Origin of the sequence: Olleya sp. HaHaR_3_96 (assembly GCF_019278545.1) — a bacterium.
Taxonomy (GTDB): domain Bacteria; phylum Bacteroidota; class Bacteroidia; order Flavobacteriales; family Flavobacteriaceae; genus Olleya.
The window spans coordinates 842,454-867,014 of the sequence record NZ_CP058987.1; the positions used below are offsets into that span (position 1 = coordinate 842,454).

General features: G+C 33.0%; 22 protein-coding genes. 8 read left to right on the top strand and 14 right to left on the bottom strand.

Features of this window, described 5'->3' with window-relative positions:
• Window positions 1-3: 3 nt before the first annotated feature.
• The 9 genes from H0I26_RS03625 to hemA all read right to left on the bottom strand — a co-directional run bounded on the left by H0I26_RS03625 (window position 4) and on the right by hemA (window position 8,386).
• A complete protein-coding gene (locus H0I26_RS03625; protein ID WP_218701050.1) occupies window positions 4-393 on the bottom strand; it encodes a YchJ family protein in 390 nt (129 codons plus the stop codon).
• 22 nt (window positions 394-415) lie between these two features.
• Window positions 416-1,198, bottom strand: coding sequence for a hypothetical protein (locus H0I26_RS03630; RefSeq protein ID WP_232735124.1), 783 nt, complete (start codon window positions 1,196-1,198; stop codon window positions 416-418).
• Window positions 1,189-2,091, bottom strand: a complete 903-nt coding sequence (gene hemF / locus H0I26_RS19625; RefSeq protein WP_232735177.1) for an oxygen-dependent coproporphyrinogen oxidase — start codon at window positions 2,089-2,091, stop codon at window positions 1,189-1,191. The genes H0I26_RS03630 and hemF overlap by 10 nt, the downstream gene beginning before the upstream one ends.
• A 621-nt stretch (window positions 2,092-2,712) precedes the next feature.
• The gene (locus H0I26_RS03640) at window positions 2,713-3,249 is read right to left on the bottom strand and encodes a GNAT family N-acetyltransferase (protein WP_218701052.1); all 537 of its coding nucleotides are present in this window, start codon (window positions 3,247-3,249) and stop codon (window positions 2,713-2,715) included.
• Window positions 3,249-4,001 (bottom strand): EI24 domain-containing protein, encoded by a 753-nt coding sequence (locus tag H0I26_RS03645; RefSeq protein WP_218701053.1) that lies wholly within the window; start codon window positions 3,999-4,001, stop codon window positions 3,249-3,251. The genes H0I26_RS03640 and H0I26_RS03645 overlap by 1 nt, the downstream gene beginning before the upstream one ends.
• 32 nt (window positions 4,002-4,033) lie before the next feature.
• On the bottom strand, window positions 4,034-5,059 hold the full coding sequence (hemE, locus tag H0I26_RS03650) for a uroporphyrinogen decarboxylase (RefSeq protein ID WP_218701054.1): 1,026 nt from the start codon (window positions 5,057-5,059) through the stop codon (window positions 4,034-4,036).
• A 48-nt stretch (window positions 5,060-5,107) separates the two neighbouring features.
• Complete coding sequence (locus H0I26_RS03655) at window positions 5,108-5,473, bottom strand: four helix bundle protein (RefSeq protein WP_218701055.1); 366 nt, start codon at window positions 5,471-5,473, stop codon at window positions 5,108-5,110.
• 83 nt (window positions 5,474-5,556) lie between these two features.
• Window positions 5,557-7,131 carry a hydroxymethylbilane synthase gene (gene hemC / locus H0I26_RS03660; RefSeq protein ID WP_218701056.1) on the bottom strand — a complete coding sequence of 525 codons (1,575 nt, stop codon included), beginning with the start codon at window positions 7,129-7,131 and terminating at the stop codon, window positions 5,557-5,559.
• A complete protein-coding gene (gene hemA, locus H0I26_RS03665) occupies window positions 7,124-8,386 on the bottom strand; it encodes a glutamyl-tRNA reductase (protein ID WP_101015943.1) in 1,263 nt (420 codons plus the stop codon). The genes hemC and hemA overlap by 8 nt, the downstream gene beginning before the upstream one ends.
• Before the next feature lie 195 nt (window positions 8,387-8,581).
• On the opposite strand from hemA, the gene H0I26_RS03670 reads away from it, so the two are divergent.
• Window positions 8,582-9,475 carry a helix-turn-helix transcriptional regulator gene (locus tag H0I26_RS03670; RefSeq protein ID WP_218701057.1) on the top strand — a complete coding sequence of 298 codons (894 nt, stop codon included), beginning with the start codon at window positions 8,582-8,584 and terminating at the stop codon, window positions 9,473-9,475.
• 37 nt (window positions 9,476-9,512) lie between these two features.
• Here the strand turns inward: H0I26_RS03670 and H0I26_RS03675 are convergent, their stop codons facing one another.
• Window positions 9,513-12,995, bottom strand: coding sequence for a TraB/GumN family protein (locus tag H0I26_RS03675; protein ID WP_218701058.1), 3,483 nt, complete (start codon window positions 12,993-12,995; stop codon window positions 9,513-9,515).
• A gap of 155 nt (window positions 12,996-13,150) precedes the next feature.
• On the opposite strand from H0I26_RS03675, the gene hemH reads away from it, so the two are divergent.
• From hemH to H0I26_RS03700, 5 genes are read left to right on the top strand one after another with little or no spacing between them, the layout of a single operon-like run.
• A complete protein-coding gene (hemH, locus tag H0I26_RS03680; protein ID WP_218701059.1) occupies window positions 13,151-14,182 on the top strand; it encodes a ferrochelatase in 1,032 nt (343 codons plus the stop codon).
• A complete protein-coding gene (locus H0I26_RS03685; RefSeq protein WP_218701060.1) occupies window positions 14,182-15,534 on the top strand; it encodes an MATE family efflux transporter in 1,353 nt (450 codons plus the stop codon). Before hemH ends, H0I26_RS03685 begins: the two co-directional genes overlap by 1 nt.
• 49 nt (window positions 15,535-15,583) lie before the next feature.
• The gene (locus H0I26_RS03690) at window positions 15,584-16,135 is read left to right on the top strand and encodes a CopD family protein (RefSeq protein ID WP_218701061.1); all 552 of its coding nucleotides are present in this window, start codon (window positions 15,584-15,586) and stop codon (window positions 16,133-16,135) included.
• Window positions 16,136-16,191: 56 nt separating this feature from the next.
• Window positions 16,192-17,643, top strand: a complete 1,452-nt coding sequence (locus tag H0I26_RS03695; RefSeq protein ID WP_218701062.1) for a sensor histidine kinase — start codon at window positions 16,192-16,194, stop codon at window positions 17,641-17,643.
• 47 nt (window positions 17,644-17,690) lie between these two features.
• Window positions 17,691-18,473 (top strand): enoyl-CoA hydratase/isomerase family protein, encoded by a 783-nt coding sequence (locus H0I26_RS03700; protein ID WP_218701063.1) that lies wholly within the window; start codon window positions 17,691-17,693, stop codon window positions 18,471-18,473.
• Window positions 18,474-18,538: 65 nt separating this feature from the next.
• On the opposite strand, the gene H0I26_RS03705 is transcribed toward H0I26_RS03700, so the two are convergent.
• Window positions 18,539-19,135 (bottom strand): hypothetical protein, encoded by a 597-nt coding sequence (locus H0I26_RS03705; RefSeq protein WP_218701064.1) that lies wholly within the window; start codon window positions 19,133-19,135, stop codon window positions 18,539-18,541.
• Window positions 19,136-19,335: 200 nt separating this feature from the next.
• Between H0I26_RS03705 and H0I26_RS03710 the strand changes: the two genes are divergently transcribed.
• A complete protein-coding gene (locus H0I26_RS03710) occupies window positions 19,336-20,205 on the top strand; it encodes an AraC family transcriptional regulator (RefSeq protein ID WP_101015963.1) in 870 nt (289 codons plus the stop codon).
• An 18-nt stretch (window positions 20,206-20,223) separates the two neighbouring features.
• Window positions 20,224-20,397, top strand: a complete 174-nt coding sequence (locus H0I26_RS03715; RefSeq protein ID WP_218701065.1) for a hypothetical protein — start codon at window positions 20,224-20,226, stop codon at window positions 20,395-20,397.
• Window positions 20,398-20,491: 94 nt separating this feature from the next.
• Here the strand turns inward: H0I26_RS03715 and H0I26_RS03720 are convergent, their stop codons facing one another.
• From H0I26_RS03720 to H0I26_RS03730, 3 genes are read right to left on the bottom strand one after another with little or no spacing between them, the layout of a single operon-like run.
• Window positions 20,492-22,852: a hypothetical protein gene (locus H0I26_RS03720; RefSeq protein WP_218701066.1), complete on the bottom strand. Its 2,361-nt coding sequence runs from the start codon at window positions 22,850-22,852 to the stop codon at window positions 20,492-20,494.
• A complete protein-coding gene (locus H0I26_RS03725; protein ID WP_218701067.1) occupies window positions 22,827-23,846 on the bottom strand; it encodes a hypothetical protein in 1,020 nt (339 codons plus the stop codon). Before H0I26_RS03725 ends, H0I26_RS03720 begins: the two co-directional genes overlap by 26 nt.
• Before the next feature lie 55 nt (window positions 23,847-23,901).
• Window positions 23,902-24,558, bottom strand: coding sequence for an HD domain-containing protein (locus H0I26_RS03730; protein ID WP_218701068.1), 657 nt, complete (start codon window positions 24,556-24,558; stop codon window positions 23,902-23,904).
• Window positions 24,559-24,561 lie beyond the last annotated feature (3 nt).

Here is a 24,561-nt window from a genome sequence, read left to right on the forward strand (position 1 = left end):
ATATTAGTCGTTGGCATAGCCTAGGTAAAACCAATGGTTATTTTCTTTTACAAAGGCTGACTTTTCATGGATGACATCCATGGTGCTATTATCATAAAAATAGGCGCTAAATGTCACTGTGCCTTCATTGTCATTTTTCAAACCTTTGGTAGTATCTTGCACATCTAATTTAATCCACTCTACCGATTTTGCCCATTTTACAATGGCTTTCTTTTCTGAGCTTGGTCTTGTTGATTTATGGTGAGTTGACATTAAATAATCACCATTTGCTAATACAAAAGCACTATATCTAGAGCGCATAAGTTGTTGTGCTGTTTCCGTTTTTCCACCGTTTATATGAAACACTTCACAGCATGCTTTATAGCTTTTGTTATTCCCGCAGTAACAATTCATGTAAATAATGGATTTAAAACAACTAGTCTAAATTTCGTATAAATTTCTCAACGTTAATGTGGACATCATCTTCCCCTTGTTGATCAAATGGATTCTCTAAATGGGATTGAATGTTATCTAAAGCCACAAGAATAACACTAAACATGACGGGTACAGCGTATTGAAGTCCGTAACTATAACTGGTTACACTGTGCGCAAAATGTGGTCCGTAAATGATAGGCAAAGCAATAATAAAAATATCACTATAGGTACGAAGCGTTCGCGGTGTGCGATATTGATAAATGTGTTTTATGCGTTCAAAAGAAATCATCATTTTGCTAAGAAACTGATTAGATCTTGAGGCTTCGCCAGAAGGTAAACCATGAGATCTTAACGTTTTTATAAAAAGAGAAATGGTGTTGAAGTTTTCGTATACTTTTTTTTCGGTGGTTTCTAATTCGTCAACCGGATTTGTAAAAACATCTGTTAAAGAATTTAATAAATTTTCAAGATTAGTTTTTATTTCTGTTTTAAGTGCTTCGGGAGGATTCTCCAACCAATGTGATACAGCAAAATACAGGGCACGACCGTGTGCTTTGATCGATCCATACTCGTCTAAGGCAACTTCACGTCGCTTATAAGCACCTCCAATTGAAAACACAATTGGAAACACAATAGCTGTTCCAATAAGCGTTAAGGGGAAGTCTGCTTTAATTTGGTAATGAATACAAAATGCGGTGGACGCTATAGCTAAACCTGTAATTACAAATGTTTTCCAGTTTATAATTAAGAAAACACGTTTGAACAACTTGATGTTTAAGCCCATTTTTTAGGATTTTGTAATACGTCAATTAATTTTTCTTCTTCACTACCAGCTTCTGGTTGATGATCGTAAACCCATTGGACATGAGGTGGTAGGCTCATTAAAATACTTTCGATACGTCCATTGGTTTTTAATCCAAAAAGTGTGCCTTTATCATGCACTAGATTGAATTCTACATAGCGTCCACGACGTATTTCCTGCCAATCGCGTTGTGCTTTTGTGTAATCTAAGTTTTTTCTTTTTTCTACTATAGGAACATAAGCTTCTAAAAAACTATCGCCAACTTCGGTAACATAGTCGTACCAATTTTGCATGCTCATATCTTCGGTAGCTTTGCAATAATCAAAGAATAGTCCTCCAATACCACGACCTTCATTGCGGTGTGTATTGTAAAAATAGTCGTCGCAACGTGCTTTGTATTTTGGATAAAATTCGGGATTATGTTTATCGCAAGCCGTCTTACAGGTTTGATGGAAATGTGTTGCATCTTCATCAAATAAATAATAAGGGGTCAAATCTTGTCCACCACCAAACCATTGGTCTACAATGTTTCCGTCTTTGTCATACATTTCAAAATAGCGCCAATTAGCATGTACTGTGGGAACCATTGGGTTTGTAGGATGTAAAACTAAACTTAATCCACAGGCGAAAAAATCGGCATCTTCAACACCAAAATATTTTTGCATGCTGTCTGGTAGTTTACCATGAACCCCAGAAATATTAACACCTCCTTTTTCAAAAACGTTTCCATTTTCTATGACTCGTGTTCTTCCTCCACCACCTTCTGGGCGTTCCCAGAGGTCTTCTTGGAAAGTGGCTTTTCCGTCTATTTTTTCTAGACCAGCCGTAATTTGATCTTGTAGTTGCTGTATGTATTTGAAAAATTTATCTTTGATGTCTAAATTATATTTAATGGTTATACCTATAAGGTTTTTAAAACCTGACAGGTCTTCTTTATTTATTGTATGATGTGCTTTGATAAAGTTCTCGGCGTCATTAAACAAACTTAATATATACTTTTTATTATCTGAAATAATTTTGCTGTCATTAAGATATTCATTGAAAGAAGAGAATGCGTATGTGTCAAATTGTGTTGTAATTTTATGTGTTTCAGAGTTTTTGTGAATGTATAAAATTAAAGTTTTTAAGTAATCTTCGTCTTTAATTTTAATGCGCTTAAAAGGTCTTTCAAATAAAGATCCTGTCCTGTTATTTTGTTTGTTGTATGCTTTTGAATAGGCATTAAATAGGTTTGAAAATGCTTGAGAAGCGACTTTTTCCTCGGATTTTATTTTAACCACTAAATGAAAATGGTTATTCATTAAGCAATAGGCTATAAGGTTTACTTTAGTAGCAAGGTGCTTTTTTAGTAAATCTAAAAAATAAGACATGTTATCGTTGTTTTTAAAGATAACTCCGCTATCAATTCCTCGATTATAAATGTGATAGTATTGGTCTTGTTCTATTTTTTCTAAGCTCATGGTTATGTTGTTCAAACCTGTCAGGTTTTGTAAACCTTACAGGTTGTGTAATTCATATAACTCCATATCCAATGGGTTACCATCAGTGGGAGTGCATTCGTTTTGCAAAGTTTTAATCCATTGGAAACCATTGTTTATAGCGACGTTTACACTTGGTAAATTATCTTTGTGTGCAATAATTTGAAGTATTTTCAAATCCAAAGAAGTAAAAGCATAGTTTGATAATGCGGTTATGGCTTTTGATATAGTCCCTTGTCCTTTGTAATTGTAATCAATACAATAAGCAAATTCTCCTTGTTTAATGGACCAGTCTATCGCTTTTATATAGATTAATCCAATTAATTTACTTGTTTGAGCGGTCTTTAAAACGAAAAGGAATTCTTCTTTTTTTTGAAATTGTTTTATTTTTTTTTCAACAAATAGCTGCGATAGTGTAGGGTTTAGATTGTCTTTTAATGTCCCTGGAAAAAAACGTTTAAAACGATCTGAATTTGTGATCATTAAATCACATAGCGCCCAAGCATCGTTAGTGTTGATTGGTGTAATATCGAAATCATCGAATTGCAAAATCATTAAACTGTAATTTGATTATCGTTTTTTAATAATTTTACGGTACTTAATGAAGCAGCGGTTACACTCAAAGGTAGGGCTAGAATGACACCTATAAAAGGCAGTAGTAGAAACAATGTAAAAACAAGTCCATTTCCGATAGCTACTCCTCTATTTTTTCTTACAAAATTTATGCTGTCTTTATAATTATAATGACGCTCTAGGGTGTAATCCATATTACCAAAACCGGCGTAATAGCCTTGCACGCAAAAGAGTAGTATAGTAGAGAAAATGTTGACTACCGGTATAAATTTTAGTAGTAAAATTGGAATCGTAATTAGTAATTCGCGTACTAAGTTTCTGATATTTATTCTAATCCCTCTCCAAAGTTGTTCTTGAAAGGATGTCTTTCTGTGGTTATGTTTAGCAACACCTGTTAAATGGGCTTCTATTTTTTCTGAAACAGGACTCATAAATGGCGCAGATAAAGCCATTACAATATGTTTGTATAAAATTAGACCTATGACTATGATGATGATAACACCAATTACGGTGGAAAAAGCTGTAAAAGCGCCTTTTCCCCAATCCCAAAACCATATTTTGGCTATAAAGCGACCAATGTTATCTGATAGTCTGTAGGCTGCAAAAGCAATTGCGGAACCTATAATTATGCTAATAATAATAGGGATGAAAAAGTATTTCCAAAGCTTTAACTTTGAGATTAAAGCTAAAGCTCCAGAATAACCGTTTAGTCCTTTTATTATGTTTTGTATCATATTTTAATTAAACAAAACCTAGTGGTTTTATTTTAAGCTTTATACTCTTTTACAGCGTCAATAAATGCCTTTGCATTTTCTATAGGTATGTTTGGTAAAATACCGTGCCCTAAATTTACAATATATTTATCTTTTCCAAACTCGTTAATCATTTGGTGTACCATTGTCTTAATTTGTGCTGGAGGCGAAAATAAACGGGTAGGATCAAAATTACCTTGTAGTGTAATATTTCCTCCAGTTAAATAACGTGCGTTTTGAGCAGAACACGTCCAGTCTACACCTAATGCAGCTGCACCTGATTTAGCCATTTTATCTAAAGCAAACCAGCAGCCTTTACCAAAAGCAATAACCGGAGCTTCATCTTTTAATGCATCAATGATTTGTTGAATATATTTCCAAGAAAATTCTTGATAATCTACAGGAGATAACATGCCTCCCCAAGAGTCAAACACTTGAACAGCATTAACACCTGCTTTTACTTTTTCTTTTAAATAAGCAATAGTAGTATCTGTTATTTTTTGTAATAAGTTGTGGGCAGCTATCGGGTTTGTAAAACAAAATTCTTTTGCTTTATCAAAGTTTTTAGAGCCTTGACCTTGTACACAATAACAAAGGATAGTCCAAGGAGAACCTGCAAAACCAATTAACGGAATGTCGTCATTTAGTTTCTCTTTGGTCATTTTTATAGCTTCATATACGTAGTTAAGACTTTCTTTTACGTCGGGAACAATAACATTGTCCACGTCTTTTTGATTACGAATAGGATTTGGTAAATAAGGTCCAAAATTCGGCTTCATTTGCACCTCAATATTCATAGCTTGCGGAATTACTAAAATATCGCAAAATAAGATGGCAGCATCCATACCAAAACGACGAATGGGTTGTATCGTGATTTCACTTGCTAACTCAGGTGTTTGGCAACGTGTAAAAAAATCATACTTAGCTTTTATCTCCATAAATTCTGGAAGATAACGACCTGCTTGACGCATCATCCAAACTGGTGGACGATCTACTGTTTCTCCTTTTAATGCTCTTAAAAATAAATCGTTTTTTATCATTGCTAGGTTTTGGCTTTTGGCTTTTAGCTTTTGGTTGCTCACCTATATCTAGAAGCTTTCGTTCTTTTTTATTTTATTAATTAAACCGTTAATCATCCTGCCTTCTTTTTGAATTAATGTCATAAGATCCTTTGTTTCTTCTGAGGTTATTAATTTTAATTCGACTATAATGATAAGTTGTGTTTCTATTTCAAAAAGTGAACCTATAGCTATTTCTAAAAAACGCTTAAATTCAACTTCACTATTTCTGCTACAACCTTCAGCTATGTTAGAAGGAATGGAGACAGCTGCTCTATTTATTTGACTTATTAAACCAAACTTTTCTTGAGCGGGTAGTTGGTGAGATAGTTTGTAAACTTGCTTGACAATGTCAATACCATTTTTCCAAATTTCAAGTTTTCTAAAATTTCTCATTAACTTAGTTGTGCTTTTTTGTCAATTGTACTATTGTAATCGTATAATAGTGGTTCAAAAGGCTAAAAGCAAATAGCTAAAAGCTATACATAATAATCGTTTACTAGCTCAATAACGCTTTCAACTGTAGGTACTTTAGCAATGCGGACATCATCAAAATGCTTACTAGCTTCTTTTGCTGTTGTTTCGCCAATACAGAACGCAATACCATTGGCATCATTTTCTTTTTTATAACTCTGTACTGTAGATGGACTGTAAAACATTACGCCTTCAACACTTTCTGGAAGTTCAATACTATCCAGTTTAGTTTGATAAGCTTCTACTTCAATAACTGTTATATTATTTTCTGCAAGAATTTTAGGTAAATCATCCAATCGTACATCGCTACAAAAATAAGTAACTTCTGTACCTTCCATATGATCAACTAAATAGTCTGCTAGTTTCTTTGCGTTTTTCTCCGTGTGTAGCACTTTTCCTATGCGGTTTTCGATCATTTTTTTAGTACGACGTCCAACACAATAAATGTTTTTAAACTGAAGTTCGATAGCTGAGTAGTTTGTCAATAAAGCATCTACAGCATTTTGACTAGTAATGACTACATTTTGAATTTCGTTTTTAAGAAATCTTGGATGAATTCTATTTAAACTAATCTTTACAAAGTCAGAACTTTCAGATTTTACTTTTTCGTTAAACAAAAAGCGTTGGTCTTCTGTTAAAGATTTTGTCGAGTAAATATTTGTTTTTACATGAGAATCTTGAAGTTCGTCCATTAGACGATTACCACCACGCTCTAATATGTAATTAGCACACCATTCTGCAATATCATGATGTTCATTTAATGCTTTGACGCGTTTTACTTGTATTTTTTTAGTACCGTCTTTACTTAATAAGATACCTTCAAACGTTACTTCTTCATCTTTAATAAAAGCTAAAGCGCCAATTGGAGCTGTGCAACCGCCTTCTAGTTTTCTTAAAAAATCACGTTCGATTTTTGTGCAAATCTCAGTTTCCTTATGATTGATTTCAGCTAAGATCTCGAGAGTTTCCGTGTCGTCAGCTAAAGCTGCAACCATAATTGTCCCTTGCGCAGGAGCAGGAATCATCCAGTCTAAATTTACAGCATCTTCCGGTCTAATATCTAAGCGACCAATACCAGCAGCAGCAAAAATAGCACCATTCCAATCACTATCTTCTAGTTTTTGTAATCTAGTATTTACGTTTCCTCTTAAGTCTACTAACGTGTGCGTTGGAAAACGATTTAACCATTGTGCACGTCGGCGTAAACTTCCAGTTGCAATAACGGCATCTCTTGAACCTAAAAATTCCTCGTTATTTTTAAACACTAGTGTGTCTTTAAAATTACCACGTTTAACAACAGCAGCTTGAACAATTCCAGTTGGTAATTGAGTAGGCACATCTTTAAAGGAATGTACAGCAATATCGATATCTCCATTTAACATGGCGATGTCTAGAGTGCGTGTAAAAATACCTGTAATACCTAATTCGTGAAGTGGTTTGTCTAGTACAATGTCTCCTGTAGATTTTAAGGGAACCAAAACAGTTTGATGACCTAATTCTTTTAATTGACTTTGTACTGCTTTTGCTTGATATAAAGCTAACGCGCTATCGCGCGTTCCGATTCTAATTATTTTAGACATGCTTTGTGGTGTTTTCTAGTTGAAACACTTTTTTGATTAGTTCCAAACTTTCGTCAGTTGAGAAAGCATCATCTTTTAAATGGTGCGCGAAATGATTGGTTATTTTTTGAATAATTTTGTTACTTATAATCTCGGCTTGTTCCTCATTGAAGTTAGCCATTTTCTTGCGTTGTGTGTCTAATTCTGCATTTTTAAACCCCTGTAATTTGTGTTTTAATGCTTTTATAGTTGGTGCAAATTTTCTTGTTTCTAACCAACCTATAAATTCAGCTTTAATATCTTCAATAATACTTTCGGCTAACGGCACTTGTTTTTTTCTACGCTCTAATGTTTCGTCTGTAATTTGTGATAAATCATCTAAATGTATACGTTTTACGTTAGGTAAGTCTGTTACGTTTTCGTCTACGTTTTTAGGAATCGATAAATCTAAAATTAATAAGTCTTTTGTAGATTGGATTAACTGCTTGTCAACCGTTGGGTTTTGTGCGCCAGTGGCTACAATTAGGATATCAGCTTGATTAATCTCTTCTTGTAAGTTAGCATAATCCTTAACTACTAAATTAAATTTACCAGCGACAGCTTCGGCTTTACCCTTAGTTCTGTTTATTAATGTTATTTGCTCGTTTTTAGTATGTTTTACTAGGTTTTCACAAGTGTTACGTCCAATTTTACCCGTTCCAAATAGTAAAATGTTTTTATCTGTAACGTTGTCAATCGTGTTTAAAATATACTGTACTGATGCAAAAGAGACACTTGTTGCCCCTGAAGATATTTCGGTTTCAGTTTTAATGCGTTTACTTGCTTGTATGACAGAGTTTACTAAACGCTCTATAAATGGATTTAGTAATCCATGCTCTTTAGAGGCTATAGTGCTTTTTTTAAGTTGACCTATGATTTCAAAATCACCTAAAATTTGACTATCTAAACCTGAGCCGACTCTAAATAAGTGAGTGATGGCTTCCTGACCTTTATAGATGTAAGCGTATTTTTGAAACTCATCAACAGTACCTTTTGTGTTGTCACACAATAGTTGAATGAGTTGATAGGGGTGTTCTGCAAATCCGTATATTTCTGTACGGTTGCAAGTTGAAGTAACGATTAGGCTTTGTATACCATTAGACTTAGCTTGATTTAAAAGCGCTGATTTTGACGTTTCATCCAAACTGAATTTACCTCTAATATCTGCGTCTGCTTTTTTATAACTTAAACCTAAGGCGTAAAAATATGTGCCTGTTGACATGTGATAGTGCTCCATTTACCTGACTGGGACTTTATTGTAGGCAAATTTATGTTGTATATTTTATAAAAAGTAACGCTAAAAGAACTTTTAATAACGTTTGTGGTTTTTTAATGGTAAAAATAACGTTACAATGATAAATATCATATTTTTGTAGTGAATACAAAGGTTTTAAAGCAAATTGTTTAGAACCAATCTAAATAAGATATAATTATGGAGCAGGCTTCTTCTTTAAAAAATGTCGCTAAAAGTTCGTTTGCCGAAACGCAAGTGGATCAAGATGTTTTTGTGTTGACTTATCAAAATGAAACGGTTAAAAATCAAACCGTTGAACGGTTTATTGATAGTAGTTTTATTCAGTTTCATTTTTGTTTAAAAGGGGGTAGTGACTTTATTTTTAACAATGGAAGTTATGTTTTAAACATCGCTGAAGAAACGTCTTTGTTGCTTTATAATCCGCAACGTGATTTGCCTATTCATTTAGAGGTTAAGCCTGATTGTTGGTTGGTTTCGGTTTTAATATCCATCAAGAAATTTCATGGCTTGTTTTCGCAAGAAGCGGATTATATTACTTTTTTGAGCAGTGATAATAAAGATAAGAAGTATTATAAAGACGGTAAAATTTCGCCATCCATGGCTATTGCGTTAAATCAAATTGTAAATTTCAACCTTAATTCGTCCATAAAAACATTATATTTTAAAGGTAAGGCCTACGAGTTGTTGAGCTTGTATTTTAATAGGGGTGAAGATGCAGATATCGAACAGTGTCCGTTTTTAGTAGACGAAACCAATGTCACTAAAATTAAAAAAGCTAAGGATATAATTATCGCAAGAGTATCGGAACCACCAACGCTTCAGGAATTATCTGAAGAAATAAGTTTGCCTTTAAAGAAATTAAAAGAAGGATTTAAGCAGATTTATGGTGATTCTGTTTTTAGCTTTTTATTAGATTATAAGATGGAAGTTGCTAGAAAACTATTGGAAACAGGTGGTAATAATGTGAATGAAGTTGGTTTGAAAGTTGGTTATAGTACGTCTAGCCATTTTATTGCAGCTTTCAAAAAGAAGTATGGTATTACGCCTAAAAAGTATATACAATCAATATAATAAAAAATGCGCTTAATTTCTTAAGCGCATTTTTTATTTAATAACCTCCTTCGTCTAGTCGTTTTCGGTTTTTATGGATCACTAGATCTAAAACGTCTTTTATTAATTGGTCTTCTTCTTGGTTTTCGTCAATGTAATTACCGCTATAACCAGAGTCGTAATATACTTTTGTTTGCAGTCTATCTGTTTTTTCTGATTTTAAAAAGCCTGCATAGTAAAACCGTTTTGTTTCGTCTTTTTCTTCTTTTTGAACGAGCATGTAAAAGTACATGTCGCCTTTTTTATCATCATCTGTTTTAAATTCTTTTTTACCTAAAAAGTGAATCGAATCTCGTTCTTTTTCTATAGTTGTGTTTCGAAACAGTGTTGACTTAGCATACATTTCCTGACTTATTTTTTCTGCTAAATAGGGTTTGTATAATTTTTTTCTATACATCCTATCGACTAATGCCGCTTGGTTTTTATAGTCGTCAATAGTTTTTTCTTTTAATTTTTCAGGAATAGGTTCTCCTGCTTCTTCTAATAAGATATAGTAGGTGCTTAAGGCGGATACATTATCACTATCTAGTAACTTGTCAAAAAAGTTTTTGGCTTTTATTTCTTTTCTAAAAGGGAAAATTAATTTTACAAAAGCATACAAAGAGCTACTGTAAGTTCTGTAATTATAGGAGGATTTAGAGCCTAAACTACGTTTTACTTCTATTTTACCATCTGTTATGAGTTGTTTTTTAAACTTTTTGTAAGATTTGGTCTTAATGATGCTGCTGTCTTTTAACCGTGCTAATAGTTCGTAAATAGGTTCTCTGTACTCTTCAATAGACGTGTATTCCATTAGGGCAGGAAACAGTGTTCTTTTAAGTTGTAAAGAGTCCTTGTAATTGTAAAACATAGAGCTTATGGAACCGCTTAATGGTAAATCCTTATCGAGTAAAGTTAAAAAAGTGTTGTAAGACTTTTTTGTAGGCTTGTTTAATAATGATCTTAAAATGGTATTTTGAATGTCTGGTTCAGAATAGGACTCTTCATAGAGTGTATTTAAAAAGGCGTCAGTTCTTGGGTCTTCAAGTTCGGCTAATTCAGAAATTAGAAAGGTTTTGAATTCTTCTTTATTGTCTGGGAATTCGAAGTTTTTAATTAAATCTATCATCGTACTTGCGTTAGATTTATTAAATTTAATTTTAGTTCTTGCTTTAAATACAATACTATCATTGTCGCGTAGTGCTTTAAAGAAACGTCCAGTTTTATCACTAAAAACAGATTCGCCAAGCAATGTGTCTATAGGTTTAAAAGTATCGTAAAATTTGGTTATAAATTGCGAGGGTTTTGAAATGGTATCGGTTAAGCTTTTAATTTCGAAAAGGGCGCCTTTATTTAGTATGTTTTTTACTAATATCGCTTTAGCACTTAGCGAATCTTTTAAAGTGTACTCGTAAAAATATTGGTCCTCTTTTTTGTATTTCTTCTTGTCAGCAATAGTGTATTTGTTAAAGCCATCAATGTCTTGTAGTAATTTGATTTCGCTGTCAATCTCATTCCATAAACTGTCAACGTTTTTATACATCTGTAAATCGTGAAATTTTAACTTTGTAATAAAAATTTGCTCGTTTGTTTTAGAGTAATATGTGGCACGTTTAGTTTTTTCTTCATAATCTTTTGTGTTTCTGCTACTGTAAGAGTTGTAAGGAGGTGTTGATTTTGTGTTGGTTACTACGGAGAAATGTAGAGAAGTATCTATGATTTTCTCAAAGCCTTCCTGTTTTACTTCCTTAAATTTAAATGTTTTAAAAAAGTCGTCTGCTTTGGTTTTTGTTGGTCCAACATAGCCCATTAGAAAATAGCTGCCGTCTTTTACGATACTTTTTAAATGTATGTTTTGTGTTGTTGCCGAATCCTTTTTAGCAATGCCTTCATAACTATAGTATTTGTTGTTATTGTAGATGCCTTCAGAGTCTTCGATGTCAAAATCTTTAAAAAAGTTAGTGACTATAAACTTGGCTTCAAATTTGTCTTCTTCAATATAGAAAACATCGTTAAAGGCGACTTCTTTCAAGAAATAATAGTCATCTCCTATGTTACCTTGAATTAATTTTTGACCAGCATTCTCAATGTTATCTGTGGTGTGGTATTTTGGAAAATTAACTTCGTATTTGTTGTAAGTAGAGGTGAATGTTTCAAGGTCTGAACTTGGAGTTTTAAATTTAATAGAATCAAAAATACTAGCTTCGTTTTTTAAAACATAGTCTTTTTGGCCTGCAAATTTGATAAGAACAACCTCTAACGGTGTTTTGTAAATATGATATTTTTGATAATCTCCTTTTTTAGTTTTATTTAAAATGCTAATACCAGGATATGGCGTTTTTAGTATTTCTTTTTTTATAATATCACCAGGAATATCTTCGAATAGAAAGTTGTCTAAACGCTCTAATGAGATTTCTTTTTCGCTTGGTAGGTATTCAAAGGTGTTAAATCGACTAATGGTTAAGTACGCACCATTGGTCATATCTGGTGAAATATAATATTTTTGACCACTATGATAAAATTCGTATAGCTCTGTAAATGTTTTTAGAGTTAAAAAGCCATCAGGTGTGCTTGCTGTTTTTAATTTTGATGGGGCAATATAATTTTCTAGATGTTCTTTTTTGGTTTGAGCGACGTTTGATTGTTTAGATACTAATGGTTTTACAGTATAGCCTTTGTTTTCTAACATTTTTAACATTCCTTTTTTTCCAGGTAAATGTGCAGCTCCTACTCCGGCAAAGACGGTCTGGGATTGCATTAAAGAATCCATAACGTGTACCATATTTGCATTACGTGTGTATAACATGTTTTCCCGGAAAAACTCGGTGTTTGACGCAGCTCCTATAGAGTCTAAAAGTGTTAAGTTTCTATCTCTATACGTGTTTTCTTGAACTAAATAAGGATTTTCTTTTTCGTATAGTTTAGTTAGCCAAGGGTCAATTTTGTTTTTTCTAGCGTTACGTTGTGCTTTTGAGACTAGATAGCGAGACTCCTCAATATCTTCTAAACTGTAAATCTTTTTCTTTTTCTTTTTACCTGCTTGGTAAATAAACATATCCAAGTAGGTTTCTTCTTCAAAATTATCTGCATAACCATCCTTTCTGTATAGATAACCATTAATCATTCTGTTGTCAGATCGGATACTTCCTCTAATAGCTACTTCTTCTGGATGTTCTAATCCAAACAAACTAGAGTAGAAGTTTTTATCATAAGCCTGATTGTAATTTTGAGGTGTTAATGTCGTGGTTTCATAGTTAAATGCTAGCCATGTAGAAGGGTCAGACTCTAATGCAATACTCTCACTATTTTCTAAAGCTTCAAAAAACACATCGTCTAATCTAAACGCAACTTTTGCACTGACGTGCATTGTACCATAAATGTAAGAAGGTTTGTCAAGGTTGTTACCAGAAATCTCCCAGAGTAAACTTTGTTCTTTATTTTTGTTCTGAGAAAATGAGACAAAAGAAATTACACAGAAGAATGTGAGAATGTGGTTTTTCATATAATTTAAGGGTATCTATCTGTAAATATATTAAACTAAACTTTATTTAAAAGACTTTAACTATATATTAATAGGAATTTAGTATCGTCTACACTTCGATTTGTATTCATAATAAAATTTAGTGTTGTATTTTTGTTTTTGAAAAAGAAACACACATGAGAAAAGGCGTATTGCTAGTTAATCTTGGTTCTCCAGAAAGTCCAGAACCAAAAGATGTAAAAAAATATTTAGGCGAATTTTTAATGGACGAACGTGTTATTGACGTTCCGCTTTGGGCTAGAACCTTACTAGTAAAAGGTATTATACTAAATACAAGACCAAAACAAAGTGCTAAGGCTTACAAGAAAATTTGGTGGGAAGAAGGGTCTCCGTTAATTGTACTGTCAGAACGATTACAAGAGGAAGTTCAAAAACATACGGAGCTACCAATAGCTTTAGCCATGCGTTATGGAAGTATGACTATTAAAAAAGGGTTACAAGAATTAGTGGATAAAGGTGTTGAGGAAGTCTTTATAATTCCATTATATCCTCAATTTGCGATGGCAACTACAGAAACTATTTTGGTTTTAGCCGAAGAAGTTAGACAAGCTAATTTTCCGAATCTAAAAATAGATAGTTTACCTGCTTTTTATAATAAACCTGATTATATTAAAGTGTTAGCCGAGTCTGTTAAAGGGCATTTACAAGGTAAAGATTATGAACATTTGTTGTTTTCTTACCACGGTGTACCAGAACGTCACATTAGAAAAAGTGATGTTACTAAAAGTCATTGTAAAATTGATGGAAGCTGTTGTGAAACCGCAAGTAAAGCACACGAGTTTTGCTATAGACATCAATGTAAAGAAGTCACGCGTTTGGTAGGAGAGTATTTAGGATTGGAAGAAAACAGCTATTCTACTTCATTTCAATCTCGGCTAGGTTTTGACCCATGGTTACAGCCTTATACCGATCGTACTATTGAGCGATTAGGTAAAAAAGGAATCAAAAGTATGGCTATTGTAACGCCTGCTTTTGTTAGTGATTGTTTGGAGACTTTAGAAGAAATAGCAATGGAAGGAGAAGAGATTTTTCATGAATTAGGTGGTAAAGATTTTACAACAGTGCCTTGTTTAAATACAGATGCTAGTTGGGTTAAATTATTGTCAGATTGGATAAATCAATGGTCAGAAACAACAGTTAAAGCGTAATGCAAACGAGTCAATCCTCCAATTTAGGAACAGAAACCATAAGCAAACTCTTGATTAAGCAAGCAGTTCCAGCGTCTATTGGTATTCTGGTGATGTCACTAAATATTTTAGTGGATACTATTTTTGTAGGACAATGGATTGGGTCAACTGCAATAGCGGCTATTAATGTTGTTTTGCCTGTGTCTTTTTTTATTGCGGCTTTAGGAATGAGCATTGGTGTTGGAGGATCTTCTATTATTTCTCGTGCTTTAGGTGCTAATAAAAAAGAAAAAGCACTTAAGACTTTTGGTAATCAAGTCTCTTTAACTTTAGTTTTTACGGTTGCTTTTGCTGCGTTTGGGCTTTATTTTGTAGATCAGTTAATACCTGCTTTTGGAGGAAAAGGTAATATTTTTGATCCTGCCAAAATGTATTATGAGATTATCCTATACGGTGTTCCTGTTTTGGGTTTTGTTATGATGGGTAATACAGTTATACGTGCAGAGGGTAAGCCTAAGTTTGCTATGTATGCTATGCTTATTCCTTCTGTAGGTAACTTAGTATTGGACTATGTGTTTATTGGTGTGTTAGATTTAGGAATGGCGGGTGCTGCATGGGCAACCACGGGATCTTATATTGCTTCATTCTTGTTTATATTTTGGTATTTCCTGTCTGATAATTCCGAATTAAAAATCAATCTTTCCCATTTTTACCTTCAAAGAAGTATAGTGTCGGAAATAGGGTCTTTAGGATCTGTAACGTTGGCAAGACAAGCAGTGGTAAGTGTTACTTTTTTGCTAGTTAATAATGCGTTATTTGATTATGGTGGTGAAACGTCTGTAACAGCATATGCTATTGTCGGAAGGATGAGTATGTTTGCTTTGTTTCCGGTGTTTGGTGTTACCCAGGGGTTTATACCTATTGCTGGTTATAACTTTGGATCGGAACAATATGGACGTGTAAAGGAAGTTATTTACACAGCTTTAAAATATGCGACTCTACTTGGTACAATAGTCTTTATTGGTTTGATGTTTTTTCCTGAAATCATTACTAAATGGTTTACTACGGATTTGGACGTTATTAGTGTTACACCAAATAATATGCGATGGGCGTTTGCTGCGGTTCCAATTTTATCGTTACAGTTAATTGGGGCGGCTTATTTTCAGGCTGTCGGAAAAGCATTGCCAGCATTACTATTAACGTTAACTAGGCAAGCTATTTTCTTTATTCCTTTAATGTATATTTTGCCTATTTATTTTGGCGAATTTGGGATTTGGATATCTTTTCCAATTGCAGATGTTTTGTCTACAATTGTTACCGGTTTCTTTTTGCGTAGAGAAATGAAGCTAAAATTAAATATATCAGAAGCATAATATGTATTATGTCTATTTTTAAAACGAATTAATTATTGATAAAAGAGTAATGGAAGACTATTATAGGTACATAAAAGCTTTACATTTAATATTTGTGGTAACCTGGTTTGCTGGTTTGTTCTACATTCCTAGATTGTTTGTTTATCAAATAGAAGCGTTTCATAAACCATCTCCTGATAAAGAAATTTTAGGAGAACAGTTAAAGTTAATGGCCAAGCGTTTGTGGTTTATTATTACGTGGCCTAGCGCAATTTTAGCAACTATTTTTGCTGTTTGGTTGTTAATTTTACAACCTTTTTGGTTGCAGCAACCGTGGATGCATGTTAAATTAACTTTTGTGTTATTGTTATTTTTATATCAATTCCAAACACATGTTTATTTCAGGCAATTACAAAATGATGTCGTTAAAAAAACATCAAACTTTATGCGATTATGGAATGAAGGGGCTACTTTTATTTTGTTTGCAGTAGTCTTTTTAGTCATCCTTAAAAGTGCGATAAATTGGATGTTTGGTGTTATTGGTATCTTAGGTTTAGGGGTGTTATTAATGTTAGGTTTTAAAGTGTATAAACGTATCCGAGCTAAAAATCCAAACGCATAGTTAAGGCATTAATTACGGCGATAAATCTTTGGTTTGATTATTGCTATATTTAAACAATGAAAATAACTAAACTCTCTTTACGTCTTCGCATATTTTTTGCAATGATTTTTTTGGTGCTTTTAGCCTCAATTTTAATTGCATTAGTAGCGGCGTATCAATATTCGGAAGAAACGCAAGATTATCATGAACAGCGTTTAGAACGTAAAGAAAAAAACATCAAGCGGCACTTAGATTTTGTTATCAGAGAAACTACTTTTGAAGTTATTCCGGAGCGGTTATCTTTAATCTTTAAAGACGAAATTTATAAAATTGCAGACATACATGGTCTAAAAGTTAATCTTTACGATTTGGAAGGGAGTTTATTGATCTCGTCCAAAGCAAGTTTGCCAGAAGATGCTATAGAGAAATGTATTAGTGCCGAAATACTAAATACGCTGTCTGATACTTTTGGGCATAAACACGTGGAGTTAAGAGAGGAAAAAGGAGAAAATTTCAGATCATCTTATACGTATATTACCGATCAAAAATTTAAGCCATTAGCCATCTTAAATTTACCATATTTAGAAAATGATGATTTTTTGTCCAGAGAACTTAATGAGTTTTTTGAGCGGTTAGGGTATACCTATCTTTTAATGTTAATCATTGCGATTACATTGGCTTACTTCTTGTCAAAGTATATCACTAGAACACTTAAAACGATTAGTGATAAAATGAATCAAACGCGTTTGGAAAAGCGTAACGAGAAAATAGAAATAGAGAGTACTACAGAGGAGATCGCAACGCTTGTAAAAGCGTATAACAGTATGATTGATCAAATAGAAGAAAGTGCTGTTAAATTGGCTAAAAGTGAGCGCGAGCAAGCGTGGCGAGAAATGGCAAAACAAGTCGCGCACGAGATCAAAAATCCATTAACACCAATGCGATTAACAGTGCAAAGCTTTCAACGTAAGTTTAACCCTGAAGACCCAGAGATTATTCAGAAATTAGACGAGTATAGTAAAACGCTTATTCAGCAAATAGACACGTTGAGTGCTATTGCTGGTGCTTTTTCAAATTTCGCCAAAATGCCTGCGCAGCAAAACGAAGTTTTAAATGTGGTTAAAGTCGTGGACTTAGCTTTAGATATATTTAATGAAAATTATATCCAGTTTCTTCCTGAAAAAGATGAAATTATTGCCAAATTTGATCGGACACAATTAATTAGAGTAATTACTAACTTGGTTAAAAATGGTATTCAAGCGATTCCTGATCATAAAACTCCAGAAATTTTAGTGAGTGTTTTTGATGATAATGGTAATGTGGTCTTGACTATTTCGGATAATGGAAATGGGATTTCTGAAGAAAATAGAGCTAAAGTCTTCGAGCCAAAGTTTACAACAAAATCCAGTGGAATGGGGCTTGGGTTAGCAATGGTGAGAAATATAGTAGAAACATATCAAGGAACAATTACCTTTGTAACTCAAAAGGATGTAGGAACCACATTTACAGTGACGTTTCCTAAAGAATAAAAAATAAACAGGTTTCGCTTTCGCGGAAATAATAAATAACATTAATTATGAATTTCGAAAACATACTTACAAGTACACAAAACGGAATAACTACTATTACTATTAATAGACCGTCAAAATTAAATGCTTTAAACAAAGTAACAATAGAAGAATTGCATCATGCGTTTGATGCGGCTAATAAAGATCTAGAGACAAAAGTGATTATCATTACTGGTAGTGGCGAAAAAGCTTTTGTCGCAGGAGCAGATATTAGCGAATTTGCTAATTTTAGTGTGGAAAATGGAGGTAAATTAGCAGCCAAAGGACAGGAAATACTGTTTGATTTTGTTCAAAATTTAAACACTCCAGTTATAGCGGCAGTAAATGGTTTTGCACTTGGTGGTGGTTTAGAATTGGCCATGGCAGCACATTTTAGAGTCGCAAGTGATAATGCTAAAATGGGATTGCCTGAAGTTAGTCTAGGTGTTATACCTGGTTATGGTGGTACACAACGTTTACCACAATTGGTTGGTAAAGGACGTGCAATGGAAATGGTGATGACAGCAGGAATGATAGATGCTCCTACAGCTTTAAGCTATGGTTTAGTAAATCACGTGGTAACACAAGAGGAGTTATTACCTTTAGCAGAGAAAATTGCTAGTAAAATCATGAGAAACTCAACAGTAGCAATAGGGAAAGCTATTCAAGCTATAAATGCCAATTATAATGATGGTGTTAATGGGTTTGAGGTTGAAATCGAACAATTTGGAGCGTGTTTTGGAACGGAAGATTTTAAAGAAGGGACCACTGCGTTTTTAGAAAAGCGTAAAGCTGTATTTCCTGGGAAGTAATAGGTGATATATCAACAAAAAAAAGACGCCATATGGCGTCTTTTTTTTGTTTTGTGTACTTTTACTTAAAAGTTGATTGTCGACGTAAATGCTCTTCCATTTGCTGTTACAACCACTTCGTAAGCTTCATCTTTATCTTCTAAAAGTTTAAACTTTTTTCCTACAGTAGTTGTATTCTTAAAAGTTTCAGAATATATTTTTTCAGTTGTGTTTTCAACACTGTCGTAAAAAATTTCGATAGTATAATTTGCTTGTTCTGGGTTGTGAGCAGTAATGTAGATATTATTATCCTTACTGGTTACTTTTGGCTTGTTCACAACGGTTAATTTTTCCTTATTAAACGTGACTACATTTTTATCAACTGTAAATGGGTATACTCTAATTTGATTTTGTTTGTCTAATTCAAAGATATAGTTTCCGTCAGGTAAAGCTGTTAGGTCAAAAGACTTGTTGTATTGACCGTTTTTTATAATGGCTTCTTTGTAAAGAATTATTCCAAAAGCATCTTTCACCGTTAGTTGGTCTCCTTGACTAACAGTACCAAACATTAATATTGTTTTTCCGTCTTCTTTATTATTTAAAAAAGCGTTGTCTGTTGCGTTACTGCTTAGCGTAGCAAATACGATTGCTAAAGCTAAAATGTGTTTCATAAAATTTTTCATAATAAATCGTTTTAATGATTATGTGTGCAAAGTTAGAGTAGAAGAGTAGTTCTAATAACAAGAGAATTGGTATGTTTATGTGCTATATTAACTGAATAGTAATCAACGAAAACGTTATAGGTTAAAATAACATATAATAGTGCTAAATTAGCATACAACTATGCATGTATATGTTGTAATTTTGTAAAAAGTTTTATCAATTGAATACAAAGCCTACTTTAAAAAAGATTACACCTACGTTTGGGAGCTCCATAATAGCAGTTCAAAAAACTAAAAAACGGAAGCGCAGTGAAGCCTTTTGGCACTTCCATCCAGAATTGGAAATGGTTTACGTTAATAAAGGGAAAGGAAGACGACATATTGGAAATCATTTGTCTTACTTTAATAATAGCCAATTAATCTTAATCGGTTCTAATTTGCCACATAATGGTTTTACGGATCGTTTAACCTCTAAAGGGAAAGAAACATTAGTGCAATTTCATCCAGATTTTTTAGGTGATTCACTAACAGGTTTACCGGAAATGAAAAATATACTCCAGTTATTAGAGCGTGCTAAAAACGGGATCTTATACAAGCAAGAGATAAAAAAGATAGTGGGCCCTAAGATTGAGAGATTACCTAAATATGAAGGTATAAAGCGAATTACTAAATTACTTGAAATATTGGAGTTACTTGCGCTGACTGATGATTATACAATACTTAATCAAAATGGTTATGTGTTTGAAACCCAGCCGCAAGACACAGATAAAATTGATAAGATTTATAAGTATGTCAATAAAAACTTTCAAAATCATATTACTTTAGATCAGATTTCTGACTTAGTAAGTATGACTGTGCCTGCATTTTGTCGTTATTTTAAAAAAATAACGAGTAAAACCTTTACACAGTTTGTAAACGAATACCGCATATTTTATGCTACCAAGTTGCTAACAGAAAGCCAAAGTAGTATTACGGATATTTGTTTTGAATGTGGATTTAATAACTTCTCTCATTTTAATAAAGTATTTAATGAGGTTGTTGGTAAAAGTGCTTCTAAATATAGAAGTGAAATAAAAACGATGATCAAATAATACCAATACACTATAATTATGGAAGATAAAATAGAATCTACATTAGCGTATTATAATCAAAAAAGAAAAGGCATATTGGAGGCTGTAAATGCTAGTAGTCATTTAACCGCAGAGCAGATTATCGATTATGGAGAAGAGATGTCTATTTTAGAGTATAAGATAACTGCTTTAGAGGTCGCTAAAGAAAATTAAATTTATTTGTTTTTCATTTTTTTTACATGAAACTACTTGAAAAACCTACTACAGGTTTGCATCTTTACTCTGATGTTTATGATATTTAATAATATTAAAACCAACTACATTCTTTTAAAATTTCTTGATAAAACTTGGTATCAGAATACTCTTTTTTTAACGTTTCAAAATAAGTCTTATGAAGATTACATAGTGTGATAAAGTATTCGCTTTTATTATCATCGTAGAAGGACTCATGACAGCTATTCGCTTTTGCTAACATAAAAAGTAACTTGGCTTTTGTTTCTTTGGTGCCAGAAGTAGTAAGCCCTTTTTGAAAATAATTAGTTGCGGTTTGTTTTATGTCTATTGTTTCTATTGTGGCGTATGATTCTGAGTTATCATCTTCGTTATCATATTGATATTTTGCTAGTAAATCATTTCTATTATTGTTGTCAATATAAAACAAGTTGTTTACAAACCAACCATCAGCACTCATGTTGTACCAAGCATTACCAAGCATATAATAATAATCGGCGGTATTTACGGTTTCTGTTTTTGCTAATGTATTTAGGGAAATAAGTGTTGACGTTAATTTTATTTTGTTGTCTTTGTAGTTTTCATCAGAGTTTAGGTTGGTCGTTGAGGTTGTAATTGTGGATAAGTAGTTTAAATGGAATTTATCGGAAATAGCATTAAAACTAACATTCATCCATTCTTTAATGGATCCAGAGAAAATTTCTGGTCTAATGTCTTCTTCCCAAAAAAGTTGTGATTTTTCGACTTTTTTAAACGCATTAAGAGCAAAGTCTAATTGGTTATTTGCTAAAAACCAAGTGCCACGTAAATCATGAACAAAATCTTTTGCTGGTAGTTTGAGTCTATTAAGAATTGCTTTTTCAAACTGGGTTGGAGTAGTTAAATCTAAAAAAGCATCAAAGGCATTAATGACTTCTAAATTAATATAAGGGTATACAGATTCAAACGCGTAATTATAGGCGTAATTAGCGTCTATAGCACTCCAGTTAAAGGTTTGTTTTGAGATTCCGGAGTCATAATTTATGGCGGTAATAGCGCTTAAGATGGGATTGCTTTTTTCGTATACTGCGCTAATGTGGTTAAAAAAAGCGGCAACTGTTGGTCCGTGTGTATTTAAATCTGGATCATTATTTATACGATTAAACAAGGTGTTTATTCTTGGTCTATCTACAGTTGTAATTTTTAAATGGTCTAGAGTTAATTGTAATCTTTTTTTATGAATTAAATACGCTGCTTGTGTTATTGAATTTAGGCTGTTTTGTGCATCATCGAACAATCCAAGTTGCAGGTTTTGCATAGTCATAACAAGTTGCCATAAGGATTGGTTTTTAAGGTTTGGGTTGTTTAATATCTCTTGACATACGATTTTGTATTTTGACATGGCGTACATAGAGTCGTCGTCATGATCAGAATAATAACGAGAATCGTTATGTCTAAAGAGACTTGATTGGATTTGATCCATCTGTCTTACGGCCAAAATTTTCAAATAAGGAGAATTGACATTTATGTCTGCTATGTTTTCTGTTTCTACAATAATATTACCACGACCGTGAAAAGCTTTAAAAAAATGTTTTGCATCTTGATACGCGGTGTTTTGTGTAAATGTTTGGTTTTGTTCTAAACTAGCCCAATCTAAATAACGAAGACTTAACGCGCAATTATTGCGTCTGTCGGGTAAATTATCGTATACCTTAAGGTAGTAATTGGCGGCAGTAACTTCATCATTAATATTAAAATAAGCGCCAGCAACCTGCTCTAATGCACGATAATAAATGTAATCCGTTGCTTTGGTGTATTTAATAACGGTTTTAAAGGCGTCAATAGCTTTTTGATTGTCTTGTTTGTAATGTAATAGTTTAACAGCTTGGTAGCCCAGGCGGTTTTTATAAAATTGATTAGGCGCTTTATTTATAAGTCTAAAAGTGTCAGCTAATAATTGGTCTTTATCTGTTTTTTCTTGATCTTCTCCTTGATACCAATCATTGCTTGATGTTCGGTCACTTTGTGTTTTTGCAGTTTTTTTGGCTAGTATTAGATAATCTTTAAAAAACGAATAGTTGGATTGACTAATTTTAGTGTAAATCGGTTTGTTTTTTTGTTCGACTTGTTTAGTGCCATTGAGCTGTTCTAAAGGTAGGTGATATATTAATTGTGCTAATTCCTCTTTAGTAAATTGGCCTTTAAAAAAAGTGTGCCATTCAGTAATGTTTAGTAATGTTGTGTCATAGCCGTGCTCATAACAATAGGTTTCTTCTGGGCAGTTTAAAAATGCCCAATTTTCTACTTCTACAAGGCTAAATTGATCTACTATTTGATAATAATAATCGTTCCAAGAGCCTCCCCAACCGCAAAATGTGGGCGTTTCATTTGGGTTGTTGGATAGCGCAATAAAAGGGAATAAAAGTAGTATTCTATTTAACCAAATCTTTAATATCATCTTCAGAGAATTTTAGAATTAATGGAGAGCTTACATGATAGAAAATAGTTTCATAATCTATGACTGATGCTTCTTTTATCAGAACAGCTAGTTCTTTAAGTTGTTTTTTGGGGACCGTTTCAATACGTAATTTATCACCTTCGTATATAAAATTGCCATCAATATAGGTCTCGTTTTTTGCAATATATGTGGTTTCAGAAATCAAATTAAAATTTGCTTTAATATCCTGATCGTTGTATTGATTTATAAGACCAATAATCTTACCGTTTCTATATAGAATTCCCCACTCAAAAATAGGTAATGCTACATTATATTTAATGGGGTAGGTTTTTAAACGTTCTAGATATTTTGCAGTTATTGTATTATTAATAATAGTGTTTTTTTGATTACTATCACTAATATCTCCAACATTATAGGCCATTAGCACAACTTTATCTACCGGTGGGACTCCTGTTTTTTCTCTATATTTTATTTGATGTAACCTAACGGTTGAGGTTATTGAGCGGTCAGGACTATATTTTTTTAAGTGCTCTAAGAAACTAAAAAAAGCGGTTTTTGTGCTTTGAGACCAATCGCAATCAATTTGAATGTCTTCACAAATGATCGTATTATTAAAGTTTTTTGAAAGTAAGCGATCAATCTTCTGTATTGTATTTCTGGCTAATTGCTCTAAATTAACATTCGAAGCGTTGGTAAACACACTGTTTCTAATAAAAATAACAGGCACTACTTTATTAAATGGAAGAGTTGTGTCTGTTGTAAATTGAGTTGTAGCGACAGGAAGTGCATTTTGTTGTTTTTCATTATATACAATATCAAAAAACCTGAGATATAGTTTCTCGCTCAAACTATTACTAATTAGTTTTTTTTCAGATTGGGGTAAAGAGAACTCTGTTTTCCAATGGTAATAAGAATATGGTTTAGTTGGAAGGTCCTGTTTGCAAGAGATAAAGGCAATGCTTGCTAAAACGAAAAGCACTATTTTTTTTACCATTGTTTTTTTTTATAATTTTTTGTGCTTAATGCAAACGGAATAGCGTTGAGTATTTTTATCTTTTACCTTCCCATTCCGCATGGAATTGCTTCAAAAAATCAACCATATATTGGTGTCTTTGTGTCCCAATTTTAGTTCCGGTTTTGGTATTCATTAATTCTTTTAAAAGCAATAATTTTTCGTAAAAATGATTAATTGTAGGTGCATTAGATGCTTTGTATTCTGCTTTAGTCAAGTTTAAATTAGGGGTGATGGTAGGATCGTAAAGAACTCTGTTTTTAAATCCACCATAATTAAAGGTGCGTGCTATGCCGATGGCGCCTATAGCATCCAAACGGTCTGCGTCCTGAACAACGTCAAGCTCATTAGATTTAAATAGGTTATTAGAACCGATATTGGAACTGTAAGAAATGTTTTCAATAATCTTAATAACATGATTTATGGTTGCCGAGTCTACATCGTGCTTTAGTAAAAAAGCACCCGCGATTTTTGGGCCAATAGTGCTATCTCCATTGTGGAATTTACTATCTGCTATATCATGCAGTAAAGCACCTAGAGAAACAACTAGGTGATCAACATTCTCGCCTTTGGCAATCAATAAGCTATTGTTAAAAACACGTTCTATGTGAAACCAGTCATGTCCACCTTCAGCGCCTTTTAAAGTCTCTTTTACAAAGACTTTAGTTGCTTCAATTAAATCATGATTTGTCATAGT